The organism is Cedecea neteri NBRC 105707 = ATCC 33855, from assembly GCF_001571265.1.
In the GTDB taxonomy this organism is placed as follows: domain Bacteria; phylum Pseudomonadota; class Gammaproteobacteria; order Enterobacterales; family Enterobacteriaceae; genus Cedecea; species Cedecea neteri.
Window position 1 is genome coordinate 24,219 of sequence record NZ_BCTL01000024.1, and the last position, 17,384, is coordinate 41,602.

At 57.3% G+C, this 17,384-nt stretch carries 14 protein-coding genes; 9 read left to right on the top strand and 5 right to left on the bottom strand.

Annotation, left to right across the window (positions count from 1 at the left end):
• Positions 1–253: 253 nt before the first annotated feature.
• The 4 genes from CNE01S_RS10970 to CNE01S_RS10985 all read left to right on the top strand — a co-directional run bounded on the left by CNE01S_RS10970 (position 254) and on the right by CNE01S_RS10985 (position 4,557).
• Positions 254–1,777, top strand: a complete 1,524-nt coding sequence (locus CNE01S_RS10970; protein ID WP_061275960.1) for a sugar ABC transporter ATP-binding protein — start codon at positions 254–256, stop codon at positions 1,775–1,777.
• Positions 1,770–2,762, top strand: a complete 993-nt coding sequence (locus CNE01S_RS10975; RefSeq protein WP_061275961.1) for an ABC transporter permease subunit — start codon at positions 1,770–1,772, stop codon at positions 2,760–2,762. The genes CNE01S_RS10970 and CNE01S_RS10975 overlap by 8 nt, the downstream gene beginning before the upstream one ends.
• Positions 2,763–2,797: 35 nt before the next feature.
• A complete protein-coding gene (locus CNE01S_RS10980) occupies positions 2,798–3,742 on the top strand; it encodes an ABC transporter substrate-binding protein (protein ID WP_008455755.1) in 945 nt (314 codons plus the stop codon).
• A 131-nt stretch (positions 3,743–3,873) separates the two neighbouring features.
• On the top strand, positions 3,874–4,557 hold the full coding sequence (locus CNE01S_RS10985; protein ID WP_061275963.1) for a D-lyxose/D-mannose isomerase: 684 nt from the start codon (positions 3,874–3,876) through the stop codon (positions 4,555–4,557).
• Here the strand turns inward: CNE01S_RS10985 and CNE01S_RS10990 are convergent.
• Entirely contained in the window at positions 4,554–5,288 is a 735-nt protein-coding gene (locus CNE01S_RS10990; RefSeq protein WP_061275965.1) for a response regulator, read from the bottom strand. The genes CNE01S_RS10985 and CNE01S_RS10990 overlap by 4 nt on opposite strands.
• 293 nt (positions 5,289–5,581) lie before the next feature.
• On the opposite strand from CNE01S_RS10990, the gene fdhF reads away from it, so the two are divergent.
• Positions 5,582–7,729 carry a formate dehydrogenase subunit alpha gene (gene fdhF, locus CNE01S_RS11000; RefSeq protein ID WP_082763209.1) on the top strand — a complete coding sequence of 716 codons (2,148 nt, stop codon included), beginning with the start codon at positions 5,582–5,584 and terminating at the stop codon, positions 7,727–7,729.
• 60 nt (positions 7,730–7,789) lie between these two features.
• Here the strand turns inward: fdhF and gltP are convergent, their stop codons facing one another.
• Positions 7,790–9,103 carry a glutamate/aspartate:proton symporter GltP gene (gene gltP / locus CNE01S_RS11005; RefSeq protein ID WP_061275971.1) on the bottom strand — a complete coding sequence of 438 codons (1,314 nt, stop codon included), beginning with the start codon at positions 9,101–9,103 and terminating at the stop codon, positions 7,790–7,792.
• 426 nt (positions 9,104–9,529) lie between these two features.
• Between gltP and acs the strand changes: the two genes are divergently transcribed.
• From acs to actP, 3 genes are all read left to right on the top strand, one after another.
• Positions 9,530–11,488, top strand: a complete 1,959-nt coding sequence (gene acs, locus CNE01S_RS11010; RefSeq protein ID WP_061275974.1) for an acetate--CoA ligase — start codon at positions 9,530–9,532, stop codon at positions 11,486–11,488.
• A gap of 81 nt (positions 11,489–11,569) precedes the next feature.
• Positions 11,570–11,884: a DUF485 domain-containing protein gene (locus CNE01S_RS11015; RefSeq protein WP_061275976.1), complete on the top strand. Its 315-nt coding sequence runs from the start codon at positions 11,570–11,572 to the stop codon at positions 11,882–11,884.
• Positions 11,881–13,530, top strand: a complete 1,650-nt coding sequence (actP, locus tag CNE01S_RS11020; RefSeq protein WP_039289385.1) for a cation/acetate symporter ActP — start codon at positions 11,881–11,883, stop codon at positions 13,528–13,530. The genes CNE01S_RS11015 and actP overlap by 4 nt, the downstream gene beginning before the upstream one ends.
• A gap of 45 nt (positions 13,531–13,575) precedes the next feature.
• Here actP and CNE01S_RS11025 read toward each other — a convergent pair whose 3' ends face one another.
• Positions 13,576–14,265, bottom strand: a complete 690-nt coding sequence (locus CNE01S_RS11025) for an LrgB family protein (protein ID WP_061275978.1) — start codon at positions 14,263–14,265, stop codon at positions 13,576–13,578.
• A complete protein-coding gene (locus tag CNE01S_RS11030; protein ID WP_039289381.1) occupies positions 14,258–14,683 on the bottom strand; it encodes a CidA/LrgA family protein in 426 nt (141 codons plus the stop codon). Before CNE01S_RS11030 ends, CNE01S_RS11025 begins: the two co-directional genes overlap by 8 nt.
• Positions 14,684–14,784: 101 nt before the next feature.
• Between CNE01S_RS11030 and CNE01S_RS11035 the strand changes: the two genes are divergently transcribed.
• Positions 14,785–15,684 carry a LysR family transcriptional regulator gene (locus tag CNE01S_RS11035; protein WP_061275980.1) on the top strand — a complete coding sequence of 300 codons (900 nt, stop codon included), beginning with the start codon at positions 14,785–14,787 and terminating at the stop codon, positions 15,682–15,684.
• 5 nt (positions 15,685–15,689) lie between these two features.
• Here CNE01S_RS11035 and CNE01S_RS11040 read toward each other — a convergent pair whose 3' ends face one another.
• Positions 15,690–17,336, bottom strand: a complete 1,647-nt coding sequence (locus CNE01S_RS11040) for a Na+/H+ antiporter (protein WP_061275981.1) — start codon at positions 17,334–17,336, stop codon at positions 15,690–15,692.
• Positions 17,337–17,384: the final 48 nt, after the last annotated feature.

Consider the following 17,384-nt stretch of genomic DNA (forward strand, 5'->3'; position numbering starts at 1 on the left):
TCTCCCCTGGCGAAGTGGAGAAAAATTAGCACGCCGCTTTTCCCCCTCTCCCTTTTAGGGAGAGGGTCGGGGTGAGGGTCACACATTCACTCCAGTTAAGCATTGCACGGATTTTGATAAATGTTTCCGCACCGGGAATGTGATCCAGGTTAACTATTCAACTCTATGACAAATATGAACGGCCGCTGACATTTTGCATTTACCGGCATGTGGTTGACTGGCGCTTATTGATAACCACCACAGGCGCCGCACCATGAGCAGAGTTCCCATTCTGGAAATGCGCAATATTGCCAAGTCATTTGGCAAGTTTTATGCGCTAAAAGGCGTCGATTTAACGGTATTTTCCGGTGAGATCCATGCCCTGATGGGCGAAAACGGGGCGGGTAAAAGCACCCTGATGAAGATCCTCGCCGGGGCTTACATCGCCACCAGCGGCGAAGTGCTGATTGACGGCGAACCCTATGCCATCAAAGGCCCGAAAGATGCCCTGAACGCGGGCATCACGCTGATTTATCAGGAGATGCAGCTCGCCCCAAACCTTACCGTGGCGGAGAACATTTTCCTCGGCAGCGAACTGGCGCGCGGCGGCCTGGTGCAGCGTAAAGAGATGGTGCAGCAGGCGCAGGCGGTGATTGACCGCCTCGGGGCGCAGTTTAAAGCAACCGACCTCGTCATGAAGCTGACCATTGCCGAGCAGCAGCAGGTTGAGATCGCCCGCGCGCTCCAGCGCAAAAGCCGCATTCTGGTGATGGATGAACCCACCGCCGCCCTCTCCTCCCGCGAAACGCATCGCCTGTTTGAGCTGATTTTCCGCCTGCGTGATGAAGGCATGGCGATTATCTACATCAGTCACCGCATGGCGGAAATTTATGAGCTGTCAGACCGGGTCAGCGTGCTGCGCGACGGCCAGTACGTCGGCAGCCTGACGCGCGAAAATCTTAACGCCAGCGAGCTGGTGAAAATGATGGTTGGGCGACCGCTCAGCGACCTGTTTAACAAAGAGCGTGATATCCCGCTCGGCAGCCCTCGCCTCAACGTTCATCACCTGACGGACAGCGGAAAAGTGCTGCCCGTCAGCCTGCACGTTCGCTCCGGGGAAATTGTCGGCCTGGCCGGGCTGGTTGGTGCCGGGCGTTCAGAGCTGGCGCAGCTGATCTTCGGCGTGCGTAAGGCCACGGGCGGTACGGTTGAGATAGACGGCGAGCCGGTGACGCTTCACTCCCCTCGCGAGGCGATTCAACACGGCATCGGCTTCCTGACGGAAAACCGCAAAGAGCAGGGGCTGTTCCTCGAGCTGGCCGCGCAGGACAACATCACCATGGCCACGCTTGAGCGTGACGCTCATTTCGGCATGCTCGACCGCAAAAAAGCCCAGACCATTTCCGACGACGCCATCAGCCTGCTGAATATCCGCGTGCCGCACGCCCAGGTTCGCGCCGGGGGCCTGTCCGGCGGAAACCAACAAAAGCTGCTGATTTCCCGCTGGGTTGCCATTGGGCCACGCATTCTGATCCTCGATGAGCCTACGCGCGGCGTGGACGTCGGCGCCAAAAGCGAGATTTACCGCATCATGAACCAGCTGGCCCGCCAGGGCGTGGCCATTTTAATGATTTCCAGCGAGCTGCCCGAAGTGGTGGGCATGAGCGACCGGGTGTACGTCATGCGCGAAGGCAGCATTGCCGGCGAGCTGCTGCGCCACGACATTACGCAAGAAAATATTATGACCCTGGCTACCGGCGTGACCGAGGCCCATAAGAAAGAGGTTCACCATGACTAACTCAGGCACGCAACCGGTGGCAAAATCCGCCTCGCTTAAAAAAGCCCTGTTCGGCGATTTGATGCAAACCGTCGGTATTTTGCCGATTTTGATACTGATCGTCGCCGTATTTGGCTTTGTGGCACCGAACTTCTTCACCGAGTCTAACCTGCTCAATATCGCCCGGCAGTCGTCTATCAACATCGTGCTGGCGGCGGGGATGACCTTCATTATTCTGACCGGCGGTATCGACCTGTCCGTGGGCTCAATTCTCGGCACCACCGCCGTGACGGCAATGGTCGTGTCGCTGATGCCCGGCTGGGAGGGGCTGTCGATTCCGGCAGCGCTGCTGATGGGCACCGGGCTCGGGCTGTTTAACGGCATGCTGGTCGCCTGGGCTGGGCTGCCGCCGTTTATCGTCACGCTCGGTACCTATACCGCGCTGCGCGGTGCGGCGTATCTGCTGGCCGACGGCACAACGGTGATTAACTCCAACATCAACTTCGAGTGGATTGGTAACGCCTATCTCGGCCCGGTGCCGTGGCTGGTGGTTATCGCCCTGCTGGTGATTGCGGTGTGCTGGTTCATTCTGCGCCGTACCACGCTGGGGGTTCATATCTACGCGGTGGGCGGCAACATGCAGGCGGCACGCCTGACCGGCATCAAAGTGTGGATGGTGCTGCTGTTCGTGTACGGCATGAGCGGCCTGCTTTCCGGGCTCGGCGGCATCATGAGCGCGTCACGTCTTTACAGCGCCAACGGCAACCTCGGCGTGGGCTATGAGCTGGACGCGATTGCCGCCGTTATCCTCGGCGGAACCAGCTTCGTGGGCGGGATAGGCACCATCACCGGCACGCTGGTGGGGGCGCTGATTATCGCCACGCTCAACAACGGCATGACGCTGATGGGCGTCTCCTATTTCTGGCAATTGGTGATCAAAGGGGCGGTGATCATCATAGCGGTGCTGATCGACAAATACCGTACCCGTCACCATCAAAGTGCATAACAACAAAACCCTACCCTAAGAGTGAGGAAAACAGCATGCGTTTGAAACCTATAGTTACTGCGTTACTGGCTGGTGCAATGATCGCAGGCGCGCCGTTTGCCCAGGCGAAAGAGTTAAAGTCTATCGGCGTGACGGTGGGCGACCTCGCCAACCCGTTCTTCGTGCAAATAACCAAGGGCGCCGAGCTGGAAGCCCGCAAGCTCGCTGGCGACAACGTGAAGGTGACGCTGGTCTCCAGCGGCTACGATCTCGGCCAGCAGGTGGCGCAGATCGATAACTTTATCGCCGCGAAGGTGGACATGATCATCCTTAACGCCGCAGATTCCAAAGGGATCGGCCCGGCGGTAAAACGTGCGAAAGACGCCGGGATCGTTGTTGTGGCGGTGGACGTCGCGGCTGACGGCGCCGATGCCACGATCACTTCCGATAACACCCAGGCCGGGCAAATGGCCTGTAAGTACATTTCCGACCGCCTGAAAGACAAAGGCAACGTGGTTATCATCAACGGGCCGCCGGTTTCCGCCGTGCAGAACCGCGTTGAGGGCTGCGAAACCGAATTCAAAAAACACCCGGACATTAAGATCCTTTCCTCTAATCAGAATGCTAAGGGCAGCCGTGAAGGCGGCCTGGAAGTGATGACCTCGCTATTAGCGGCGAATCCGAAGATCGACGGCGTGTTTGCGATCAACGATCCGACGGCGATCGGGGCCGATCTGGCGGCAAAACAGGCCCAGCGTAATGAGTTCTTTATTGTCGGCGTGGACGGTAGCCCGGACGGTGAGGAGGCCCTGAAGCGTGGCGGCAGTTCGCTGTTTGTGGCGACGCCAGCGCAGGATCCGCAGGTAATGGCGGCGAAAGCGGTCGAGATTGGCTACGACATCTTGCAGGGTAAACCCGCGCCGAAAGGCCCGGTGCTGATCCCGGTGACGATGATCGATAAGAGCAATATCGGCAGCTACAAAGGGTGGACGGTGAAGTAATTTGCCCCTCACCCCAACCCTCTTCCCAAAGGGGAGAGGGAGAAAAACCGTTAGTTATCTCTCAGATCGAGTCAAAACGCCGTCAGTCCCCTCTCCTTCCAGGGAGAGGGTCCACGTCAAAGGGAGGCCAGATGAAACGCTCCGAGGTTAATCAATACCTGAATGAAACCCGCCAGTTTTTTGCCCGTCACGGTGTGCAACTGCCGCCGTTCGCCGGGTTCTCGCCGCAAAAATGGCTGCAGGTTAACCCCCGTAGCTGGCAAGAGGTCTTTGATCTAAAGCTCGGGTGGGATATCACCGACTTCGGCGGCAGCGACTTCCTGACCATGGGCCTGACGCTGTTTACCCTGCGCAACGGCTCTCCTGAAGGTGCGCCCTACGCCAAAACTTACGCCGAAAAAGTCATGCATGTGCGTGATAACCAGATGACGCCGATGCATTTTCACTGGAGCAAACAGGAAGACATCATCAACCGCGGCGGCGGGAATTTGATTGTCGAACTGTGGCATTCAGATCCGTTTGAACAGCCTGACGAATCGGACATCACGGTGGTGATTGACGGCTGCCGCCAGACGCACGCCGCAGGCAGCCAATTGCGTTTATCGCCGGGAGAAAGCATCAGCCTGGTGCCGGAGATGTATCACAGCTTCTGGGGGGAACCGGGCTACGGCGACGTGCTGGTCGGCGAAGTGTCGATGGTCAACGATGACGATCACGACAACCGCTTTTTAAAGCCTCTCGAGCGCTTCAGCAGCCTCAGCGAAGATGCCGCGCCGGAGCTGCTTTTGTGCCATGAGTACCGCCGGTTTATCTAAACCGCATTATTTTCGCCGTGGGTGATATCTGCGGCAAAGACGTAGCCCACGCCGCGAATGGTGCGGATAAGCGTGGGCTGGTGCGGATTGACCTCGATTTTGCGCCGCAGCCGCATAATTAATACGTCGATGGTGCGGTCAAACACTTCGAGGCTTTCGCTGTGGGTTAGCTCCAGCAGCTTTTCCCGCGACAGCACTTTCCTGGCGTTCTGCACCAGGGAAAGCAGCAGGCCATATTCACCCTGGGTGAGATCAACCTGCTGCTGCTGAGCGTTCATTAGCTGGCAGCGGTCAGTGTCCAGCCGCCAGCCGTTAAACTGCAGCCCGCTGGTTTTGGTCGGGCTGATTTCTACGGCCAGCGCCCCGCTACGCCTCAGCACCGCTTTCACCCGCGCGACAACCACGCGGCCGTTAAACGGTTTGGCGATATAGTCATCGGCGCCCATTTCCAGCCCCACCACCACGTCGGACTCGCTGCCCATACCCGTGAGCATCACCACCGGCAGCGCCGGACGCAGTTTCTGCACCTGCTGAAGCACCAGCAAGCCATTGGTATCCGGCAGCATCATATCCAGCAGGATAAGCGCGATGGAGGGTTCTGCCGCCACAATCTGCAGCGCTTCATTGCCGCTATGGCACACCAGCACGTCAAAAACGTGTTCACTGAGCACATCGCGCAGCACGTCGCAAATGGCCTTGTCGTCATCCACCACCAGGATTGCAGGTTTCATTATTGTCTCCGGAGGGGAGGAGGTTCTTTTAGTGTGAGCGATTGTTGATTGCGCGCCGCAGAAAGAACACAGATCCGTGCGGAATTTTCTATCACTGTCACAAATGGCCGTCAGTTCGACACGTCATTTATGACGAAATCCCCTGCCTTTCGTCAGCCCGTTCGCCAGATACCCGCCAAACCCGCACCAATAACCACTCACTCTATGTGGCATAGATAATGCATTGAGTGGCGCAGCAAGGCGGTTTGCATTTATCGCCGCACTTAAATGACAGCATTGACTGGAGCAACATGATGAAAAAAGTCGTCACGGTTTGCCCCTATTGCGCCTCGGGTTGCAAGATAAACCTGGTGGTGGATAACGGCAAAATCGTCAAGGCGGAAGGCGCACAGGGTAAAACCAACCAGGGCGACCTTTGCCTGAAGGGTTATTACGGTTGGGATTTTATCACCGATACCAAAATCCTTACCCCGCGTTTGAAATCCCCGATGATTCGCCGCGAGCGCGGCGGCAAGCTGGAAGCGGTTTCCTGGGATGAAGCGCTGGGCTACGTCAGCTCTCGTCTGAGCGAGATCAAAGCCAAGTATGGCCCGAACGCCATTCAAACCACCGGCTCCTCACGCGGGACCGGCAACGAAACCAACTATGTAATGCAAAAATTTGCGCGCGCCGTTATTGGTACCAATAACGTCGATTGCTGCGCACGTGTCTGACACGGCCCATCGGTTGCAGGTCTGCACCAGTCGGTCGGTAATGGCGCGATGAGTAACTCTATCGTCGAGATTGAGGATACTGATTTAGTCTTTGTGTTCGGGTATAACCCGGCAGATTCACACCCTATCGTGGCTAATCGCGTGATTAAGGCGAAGCAGAAAGGGGCTCAGATTATCGTCGTCGATCCGCGCAAAATTGAAACCGCGCGCATTGCCGACATGCATTTAAGGTTACGCAACGGCTCGAACATCGCGCTGCTGAACGCGATTGGCCACGTCATTATTGAAGAGAACCTTTACGATCACGCTTTCGTTGCTGCCCGTACCGAAGGCTTCGAGGAGTACCGCAAAATCGTTGAAGGCTACACGCCGGAGTCCGTAGAGGAAATCACTGGCGTCAGCGCCGGCGAAATCCGTGCGGCGGCGCGCATGTACGCCAAAGCCAAAACAGCCACCATTCTGTGGGGCATGGGCGTGACCCAGTTCTACCAGGGCGTGGAAACCGTGCGCTCGCTCACCAGCCTGGCGCTGATGACCGGCAACCTTGGCAAGCCTAACGTGGGCGTGAACCCGGTTCGCGGCCAGAACAACGTGCAGGGCGCCTGCGACATGGGCGCACTGCCGGATATGTTCCCCGGCAACCAGTACGTCCGTGACGCGGAAACTCGCAGCAAATTTGCCGCTGCCTGGGGCGTTGACGCGCTACCGGAAGCCAACGGCTACCGCATCAGCGAACTGCCGCACCGCGTAGAACATGGTGAAGTCCGTGCCGCCTATATTATGGGTGAAGATCCGCTGCAAACCGACGCCGAGCTTTCTGCGGTGCGCAAAGCGTTTGCCGGACTCGAGCTGGTGATTGTGCAGGACATCTTCATGACCAAAACCGCCGCCGAGGCCGACGTTATTTTACCGTCCACCTCCTGGGGCGAGCATGAAGGCGTCTTCACCGCCGCCGACCGTGGCTTCCAGCGCTTCTTTAAGGCCGTTGAGCCGAAGTGGGATCTCAAAACGGACTGGCAGATTATCAGTGAAATCGCCACCCGCATGGGCTACCCGATGCGCTACAGCAACACCCAGGAAATTTGGGACGAGCTGCGTCATCTGTGCCCGGACTTCTACGGCGCGACCTACGAGAAGATGGGCGAGCTGGGCTATATTCAGTGGCCTTGCCGCGATACCTCGGATGCAGACCAGGGCACCTCTTATCTGTACGAGAGCAAGTTCGAGCGTCCTAACGGTCTGGGGCAGTTCTTCACCTGCGACTGGGCGCCGCCTATCGATCGCATCACCGACGAGTACCCGATGGTGCTTTCCACGGTGCGTGAAGTCGGCCACTACTCCTGCCGTTCAATGACCGGCAACTGTGCCGCCCTGGCCGCGCTGGCCGATGAGCCGGGTTATGCACAAATCCACGTCGAAGATGCCGCGCGTCTGGGCATTGAAGATGAAGCGTTGATTTGGGTGAATTCGCGGAAAGGCCGGGTTATCACCCGGGCTGCGGTCAGCGAACGTCCGAATAAAGGCGCGGTGTACATGACCTATCAGTGGTGGATTGGCGCCTGTAATGAGCTGGTGACGGAGAACCTGAGCCCGATAACCAAAACGCCGGAGTACAAGTACTGCGCCGTGCGCGTGGAGCCGATTGCCGATCAGCAGGCCGCCGAGCAGTATGTGATTGATGAGTACAGCAAGCTGAAGGCCCGCCTGCGCGAGAGCGCGATGGGGTAAGACATCCCCTCACCCTAACCCTCTCCCCAAAGGGGAGAGGGCCGGGGTGAGGGGCTTTACTTAGCTGCTCGCTTTACTGTCAAACTTCCCAAAAAGCTCACGCTCATAGGCCTGGGCTTTTTTATGGTCGAATTTGTGTTCCCACTTGGCGATAACCAGCACCGCCAGCGCGTTGCCGACCACGTTCAGCGCGGTACGTGCCATATCCAGAATACGGTCAACCCCGGCAATAAACGCCAGTCCTTCCAGCGGAATACCGACGCTGCCAAGCGTCGCCAGCAGCACCACGAAGGAAACGCCCGGCACGCCGGCAATCCCCTTTGAGGTCACCATCAGCGTCAGCACCAGGATGATTTCCTGCCACAGCGACAGCTCGATGCCGTACAGCTGGGCGATAAAGATCGCCGCGATGCTTTGATATAGCGTGGAGCCATCGAGGTTAAACGAGTAGCCAGTCGGCACCACGAAGCTGGTGATCGACGCCGGAGCGCCATAGGCTTCCATCTTCTCGATGATGCGTGGCAGCACGCTTTCAGAGCTGGCGGTAGAGAACGCCAGGATCAGTTCGTCTTTCAGAATACGCATCAGGATAGTGATTTTCAGCCCGCACAGCCGCGCCACGGCGCCCAGCACCACCAACGCGAAGAAGGCAATCGCCACGTACACCAGCACCACCAGCTTGAGCAGCGGCCAAAGCGAGGCAAAGCCAAAGTTCGCCACGGTCACCGAGATAAGCGCAAAGACGCCAACCGGCGCATAGCGCATCACCATGTGCGTCACTTTGAACATGGTTTCAGAGATGGAGCGGAAGACGGTCACCAGCGGCTCGCGGTGCGTAGCGGGCAGCGAGGACAACCCCAAGCCAAACAGCACCGAGAAGAAGATAATCGGCAGCATCTCGCCCTTCGCCATCGACGCGACGATGTTGGTAGGTACAAGCGACAGAATGGTGCCCATCAGGCCGTGAGAATGGCTTTGTACATCCTGGGCCGTGTGCTGGTATTTCGAAATATCCACGGTAGCAAGCTGCGACATATCTATGCCGTGGCCCGGCTGGAACACATTCGCGAGCGTAATGCCCAGAATGATGGCAACCGTCGTGATCACTTCGAAATAAATGATGGTTTTAGCCCCAATGCGGCCAAGCTGCTTTGCGTCGCCAACGCCCGCAATCCCGACCACCAGGGTAGAAATCACAATCGGCACGACGATCATTTTGATCAGGTGGATAAAGATATCGCCCGCCGGTGACAGCAGGTTAGCGACCAGCCACTCACGGCTATCACTTTGATAATGCAGAAAACTTCCCAGGATAATGCCCAGCACCAGCGCCAGCAATATTTGCCAGGCCAGGCTCATTTTTAAGTTTTTCATAACGACGACAGTTCCTCAAAAAAACGCCATTCCCATGCTGTTGACTCAGGAGAAGGTCACAAACTGAAAGGGGGTATGACAAACATCAGGTGTTAAGCGGGGTTTTTTAAAGCGCCGTATCAGTACCATCCCGATAGCCTGCTGCGCAAGCCTTCATTTTTAGGGTTATGCACTCACATTGCATAGATAAACAGAATTTTTCGATGGATTATGAATATAACTTATTGTTATGGAAAAAATTTCATTATTTGTTTTTGGAAATAAATACCACCGGTAATTATTTCTTATGATTCATCTGTTTGAACAATTTTTGCGCGATTATTTTAATGCGTGATCTGCCGCCCAAAAAGTAAACAAAGCTTCCAATGCCCCTACTATTAACGTTTGTGTGACATATTATTAACATCCAAAAGGAGAAAAAAAGCCATGAGCCAAGTACACAAACATGCTATTCCCGCAAACATTGCGGACCGTTGCCTGATAAACCCGGAGCAGTACCAGGCCCTGTATCAACAGTCGATACAGGATCCAGACGCGTTTTGGGGCGAACAAGGGAAAATTCTCGACTGGATCAAGCCGTATCAAAAGGTAAAAAATACCTCTTTTGCGCCGGGAAACATCTCTATCAAGTGGTATGAGGACGGTACGCTCAATTTAGCCGCGAACTGCCTCGACCGGCACCTGAAAGAACGGGGCGATCAAACCGCCATTATCTGGGAGGGCGATGACGCGACCCAGAGCAAAAACATCACTTATCGCGAGCTGCATCGCGATGTCTGCCGTTTTGCCAACACCCTGGTCGAACTGGGCATTAAGAAAGGCGATGTTGTTGCGATTTATATGCCAATGGTGCCGGAAGCTGCCGTTGCTATGCTCGCCTGCGCGCGCATTGGCGCCGTGCATTCCGTTATCTTTGGCGGCTTCTCGCCGGAAGCCGTGGCCGGACGCATCATCGACTCCAGCTCCCGGCTGGTGATCACCGCCGACGAAGGCGTGCGCGCCGGGCGTTCCATCCCGCTGAAAAAGAACGTGGATGACGCGCTTAAAAATCCAAATGTGAAAACCGTCGAGCACGTTATCGTGCTGAAACGCACCGGCGGCAAAATCGACTGGCACCAGAACCGTGACCTGTGGTGGAACGAGCTGGTAGAAAAAGCCAGCGATCAGCACCAGCCGGTCGAAATGAACGCCGAAGATCCGCTGTTCATCCTCTATACCTCCGGCTCTACCGGCAAGCCAAAAGGCGTGCTGCACACTACCGGCGGCTATCTGGTTTATGCCGCGACCACCTTTAAATATGTCTTCGACTACCATCCAGGCGATGTCTACTGGTGTACCGCGGACGTGGGCTGGGTTACCGGGCACAGCTACCTGCTTTACGGCCCGCTGGCCTGCGGCGCAATCACGCTGATGTTTGAGGGCGTGCCTAACTGGCCGAAGCCAAACCGCATGGCGCAGGTGGTCGACAAACATAAAGTGAATATCCTCTACACCGCGCCGACCGCCATCCGCGCGCTGATGGCCGAAGGGGATAAGGCCACCGAAGGCACCGACCGCTCTTCGCTGCGCATTCTTGGTTCCGTGGGCGAGCCCATCAACCCGGAAGCCTGGGAGTGGTACTGGAAGCACATCGGCAATGAGAAATGCCCGGTGATGGACACCTGGTGGCAGACCGAAACCGGCGGTTTCATGATTACCCCGCTGCCGGGCGCAACCGAGCTGAAAGCCGGTTCCGCGACCCAGCCGTTCTTTGGCGTTCAGCCTGCGCTGGTCGATAACGAAGGTCATCCGCAGTTGGGCGCCACCGAAGGTAACCTGACGATTACCGATTCCTGGCCAGGCCAGGCACGCACGCTATTTGGCGACCATGAGCGCTTCGAGCAGACTTACTTCTCCACCTTCAAAAACATGTATTTCAGCGGCGACGGCGCGCGCCGGGATGAAGACGGCTATTACTGGATAACGGGCCGCGTGGACGACGTGCTGAACGTGTCCGGCCACCGCCTCGGTACCGCAGAGATCGAATCGGCGCTGGTGTCCCATCCGAAGATTGCCGAAGCCGCCGTGGTCGGCATCCCACACAACATTAAAGGCCAGGCGATTTACGCCTACGTCACGCTGAACCACGGCGAAGAGCCGACGCCGGAGCTGTACGCCGAGGTGCGCAACTGGGTGCGGAAAGAGATAGGCCCGCTTGCCACGCCGGATGTACTGCACTGGACAGACTCGCTGCCGAAGACCCGCTCCGGCAAAATTATGCGCCGAATCCTGCGCAAGATTGCCTCCGGCGACACCAGCAACCTGGGTGATACCTCCACCCTCGCCGATCCTGGCGTGGTAGAAAAACTGCTGGAAGAAAAACAGGCCTTAACCATACCTTCGTAACCTTGTTCTCCCCCCTCTCCCTTCCGGGAGAGGGAATAACTACAAATACCTACCCTACAAAAAACCTCTGGAGATTCTGTGATGAATGACACCATTTATCAGCGGATAGAAAGCAGTGCGCATTTCAGGGAGTTGGTTTCCAAAAGGCAACGGTTTGCCGCCATTCTGTCACTGATTATGTTAGTGATTTACGTTGGTTTTATTTTGCTGATTGCCTTCGCGCCCGCGTGGCTTGGCACTCCGCTTCATGACGGTACCAGCGTCACGCGGGGCATCCCTATCGGCATCGGCGTTATCGTTATTTCCTTCCTGCTCACCGGGATTTATGTCTGGCGTGCTAACGGCGAATTTGACCGCCTGAACAACGAAGTGCTGCGTGAAGTGGGGGTTAAATGAAACGTTTTCTTGCGGTTTTTGCCGCTCTGCTGCCGGCCGGTGCCTTCGCTGCCGATGCCATAACCGGCGACGTGCAGCGTCAGCCAACCAACTGGCAGGCGATCATCATGTTCCTGATTTTCGTCGCTCTGACGCTGTATATCACTTACTGGGCGTCCAAGCGCGTTCGCTCCCGCAGCGATTATTACACCGCGGGCGGCAACATTACCGGTTTTCAGAATGGCCTGGCGATTGCCGGTGACTTTATGTCGGCCGCCTCGTTCCTCGGGATTTCCGCGCTGGTGTACACCTCCGGCTACGACGGCCTGATTTACTCGCTGGGTTTCCTGGTCGGCTGGCCGATTATTCTGTTCCTGATCGCCGAGCGCCTGCGTAACCTGGGCCGCTATACCTTTGCCGATGTGGCGTCGTATCGCCTCAAGCAAGGGCCAATCCGCACGCTGTCCGCCTGCGGTTCGCTGGTGGTGGTTGCGCTTTATCTGATTGCCCAGATGGTTGGCGCCGGGAAGCTCATCGAGCTGCTGTTCGGCCTGAACTACCACGTCGCGGTGGTGCTGGTGGGCGTGCTGATGGTGATGTACGTGCTGTTTGGCGGCATGCTGGCGACAACCTGGGTGCAAATCATCAAAGCCGTGCTGCTGCTGTTCGGCGCAAGCTTCATGGCGTTTATGGTGATGAAGCACGTTGGCTTCAGCTTCAACAACCTGTTCAATGAAGCGATGGCGGTTCACCCTAAAGGCGCGGCAATCATGAGCCCTGGCGGATTAGTCAAAGACCCCATTTCTGCGCTGTCTCTGGGCCTCGGCCTGATGTTTGGCACCGCTGGCTTGCCGCACATCCTGATGCGTTTCTTCACCGTGAGCGACGCCCGCGAAGCGCGTAAGAGCGTGTTTTACGCCACCGGCTTCATGGGTTACTTCTACATTCTGACCTTTATCATCGGCTTTGGCGCCATTATGTTAGTGGGTGCTAACCCAGCGTTTAAAGACGCGGCGGGCGCGCTGATTGGCGGCAACAACATGGCGGCGGTGCACCTTGCCGACGCGGTGGGCGGCAACCTATTCCTCGGCTTTATCTCTGCGGTTGCCTTCGCCACCATCCTCGCGGTTGTGGCCGGGTTAACGCTGGCGGGCGCTTCGGCGGTGTCTCACGACCTTTACGCCAACGTCTTCCGCAAAGGCGCGTCCGAACGCGATGAGCTGAAAGTATCGAAAATCACCGTTCTGGTGCTGGGCGTAGTGGCTATCCTGCTGGGTATTCTGTTTGAAAAACAGAACATTGCTTTTATGGTGGGGCTGGCATTCTCCATTGCCGCAAGCTGTAACTTCCCGATTATCCTGCTGTCGATGTACTGGTCGAAGCTGACCACGCGTGGCGCAATGATCGGCGGCTGGCTTGGCCTGCTGACCGCAGTCGTGCTGATGATTCTTGGTCCAACAATCTGGGTGCAAATTCTCGGCCACGAAAAAGCGGTCTTCCCGTATGAATATCCGGCGCTGTTCTCTATTCTGATCGCGTTTGTTGGCATCTGGCTGTTCTCGATTACCGATAACACGCCGGAAGGTAAGCTGGAGCGTGAGAAGTTCCGCGCGCAGTTTATTCGTTCTCAAACCGGCATCGGTATCGATCAAGGGCGGGCTCACTAGTTAGTAAGCACTTACCGGGGCTATGTCTGCCCCGGTAAATGTAGGTTAAAACATCAGCCAGCTGACCAGCGGCGCGACCAAAACCGTCACCACGCCGGACAGCATCATCACCAGGCTGGCAATCACCCCTTCCTGCGGCCCCAGCTCATAAGAGCGAGCGGTGCCCGCGCCGTGAGAAGCCGCACCGAATCCGGCACCTTTAGCGATTCCTTCCCTGATCGACAGACGAAGAAACAGTACGTCCCCTACCGCCATGCCAAACACGCCGGTGATCACCACAAACAGCGCCACCAGTTCCGGCTCGCCGCCGATGGGCTTAGCGGCCGCCAGGGCAAAAGGCGTGGTAATTGAGCGCACGGCAAGGCTGCGCTGAATGCCGTCCGGCAGGGTAAATAAGCGGGCCAGCCAAATCGAGCTGGTTACCGCCACAATCATCGCCGTCAGCACGCCTGCGGAAAGCGACATCCAGTGGCGTTTAATTACCCTGAGGTTGTCATAAACCGGCACCGCAAAGGCGATGGTGGCAGGCCCGAGCAACCACAACAGCCAGTGCGCCTCGCCCATGTAGTTACTGTATGAGATATGCCCGAAGACAAGCATCGCCACCAGCAGCACCGGCGTAAAGACCAGCGGCATCAGCGGCAGTTTGCGAAAACGGCGATACAGGCGTTTATTGGCGAAATAGAAAATCAGCGTGACCACAAGGCACAGCACGCTGAGCTGGAAGTTAGTCATGACGAGACTGCCTGCGGGCTTCGCGAGCGAGCTCAAAGCGGTAGACTTTTTCCACCACAAAGGCCGTGCTGCCGAGCACCAACACGGTGCTGACCGCGATCACCGCAAAAATGCGCCAGCCTTCCACCATCAGCAGCTGCGAGTAGTTCACCACGGCCACGACCGCCGGGACAAAAAACAGCAGCATCTCGGCCAGTAGCCATTTTGACCCTTCCCTGACCCATTTCAGCGGCACAATGCGGCAAATAATCAGCGCCAGGAGCAGCAGCATTCCCACCAGATTCGCGGGCAGCGGCAGATGCCCCCACGTGACCAACTGTTCGGCAAAAACAAAAAGACCGGCGTACAGGGCAACCTGCACGGGGACGCGCAGGCTATGCATTACAGCAGGCGTAAAACGACCTAACGCCAAAGCCATGATCGGAACTCCAGAAAAAATACCAGCCCCGATTATAGAGAGCGGTTCATCGCTACTGAAATGAATTAAAATCATTGCAGGTATAGTCAACAGGAATAGTTATGGACATCAGAACGCTGCGTTATTTCGTTGAGGTTGTACGCCAGCAGAGCTTCACCCGGGCGGCGGAGAAGATGTTCGTCACGCAGCCTACCATCAGCAAAATGCTGCGTAACCTCGAGGATGAGCTGAACTGCACGCTGCTGATCCGCGACGGCCGCCGCCTGCTGCTGACCGATACCGGCCAGGTGGTGTTCCAGCGCGGGCTCGCCATTCTGGCCGAGTTTCGTCAGCTTGAGGCCGAACTAAGCGACATCAAACAGCTCACCAACGGCGTGCTGCGCCTCGGTATTCCGCCGATGGTCGGCACCCTGATGACCGGCCCGATAGGCGTTTATCAGCACCGCTACCCCGGCGTGGAGTTTAAGATTTCCGAGTTCGGCGGCCTGACGGTGCAGCAGGCGGTGCTTAACGGCGACCTCGATCTCGCGGTGACGGCGATGCCAATAGCAGACGAAGACGCGCTGACGGTAATGCCGCTGTTCCGCCATCCGCTCTGCGTGCTGGTGCCCCGCTCCGGCCCGTGGATTGGCCGCACCAGCGTTGACCCGGCCGAGCTGGCCGAACACCCGCTGCTTATCTACAACGAAGATTTTTCTCTTAGCCGCCAGCTGATGCAGCTGTTTGCCGACAACGGCTTTACCCCGCGTATTGCGGTGCGCAGCGGGCAGTGGGATTTCCTGGCTGCGATGGTTCAGGGCGGCGTGGGGATTGCCGTGCTGCCGGAGCCGATTTGCCGCAAGCTCGATCACACCACGCTGATGTGGCTACCGCTGAACAGTAATCTAAGCTGGCAGTTAGGGATGATTTGGCGTGAAGGGGTTTATATTTCGCAGAGCGCGCAGGCGTGGATTGATTGCTGCAGAGAGTTCTGGCCGGAAGTGGAAACCGACCAGAACTAGCGGGATTACTCTTTCTCGATCAGCAGCGCTTCCAGCAGGTCGAGATCGTGCAGGAGTTTTTGCAGGGTCTCATTGCTGATTTGCTGCGTGGCACGCAGATGGTAAAGCTCGGCGCGCTCCGAACGCAGCGCCGTCAGGCGGAAGCGGCGTTCCAGGTTTTCTTCCAGCTCGCTGCTCTCAACGTCATTCCGGCCGTCTGCCCGGCGACGTAAATTCCCGATAACCCGCGAACTCACCTCTTTCAGTAACTGGTCGTCGATGTTCTCTTTGCTGTCCGTGGCCAGCCGTTCTTCCATTTTTTGGATAGCGACAATGGCCACTTCGGCCGTCGCGGAACGGGCCAGCCGCTCTTCTTTACGCGCCAGAGATTTGTCCCCTACCTCAACGTTTCGCAGCAGAATCGGCAGCATGATAACCCCGGCAAAAAGCGAGAACAGGATCACGCCTGCGGAGAGGAAAATCAGCTCATAGCGCGCCGGGAACGGCGTGCCGTCGTTCAGGAACAGCGGAATGGAAAGCACACCGGCCAGGGTAATCGCCCCACGCACGCCGGCGAAAGAGGCAATGCCCAGCTCGCGGGTCGTGAAGGAGCCAAACTCCAGCGGGCGCTTTTTCAAAAAGCGCAGGCTGAGGCGCTTCATCGACCACAGCCACAGGAAGCGCACCGCAATCAGGGCGAAATAGATCATCGCCACGTCGAGGAACAGCATCCACAGCTCAACGTTCGGATCGGCATTGGCTGCCGCAACGGAGGTCTCGAGAATGCCCGGTAGCTGCAGGCCCAACAGCAGGAAGACCATGCCGTTGAACACAAACTCCAGCATCGCCCAGACGCTGTTCGCACGCAGGCGCATGGTCAGCGGGGCGCTACGCAGCACGCCGGAACGGGTAATTGTCATCCCTGCAGCAACTGCCGCCAGAATGCCGGAAACCCCGATGTGTTCAGCAATCAGATAAGAAGCGAACGGCAGCAGCAGCAGCAGCAGTATTTGGGTCGCGGGTTCGTCGCCGCTCCAGCGGCTCATCAGGCGCAGCGATTTACCGTACAGCCAGCTGACCGCGATACCCGCCAGCAGGCCACCCACGGCCACTTTGAAGAACTCAAGCGAAGCCCCGCCAACGCTAAAGGCCATCGCCCCAACGGCGACCGCCACGGCAAGCTTCAGGGAGACCAGGCCAGAGGCGTCGTTCATCAACGCTTCACCCTGCAATATCCCCATGATCTTCTTCGGAATCCGCCCTTCGCCGACTATCCCGGACAGCGCCACGGCGTCCGTCGGTGACAGCACGGCGGCCAGCGCAAAGGCCGGAACCAGCGGAATGCCCGGCACGAGGAAGTAAATCAGGAACCCGATGCCGACCACGGTGACCAGCACCAGCACCAGCGCCAGGCCAATGATTTCCCGGCCATGATGGAGAAACTCGTGGGTGGGCGTTTTCCAGCCGTCGGCAAACAGCAGCGGCGGAATGAACAGCACCAGGAAAAGCTCAGGGTCGAATTCAACGTGTAAGCCAAAGTGCGGCCAGGCGAGCAATGCCCCGATGGCGATTTGCATTAACGGCAGTGGGATCTGAAACGGCAACATACGTGTTACCACCCCAGAGAGGGAGACCACGAGGGTCATAATCAAGATTGTGAAGAAAATTTCCATGTTTTCCCTGAACGTGATGTGTGATTTGAAGCGTCACCTTTGGAGGTT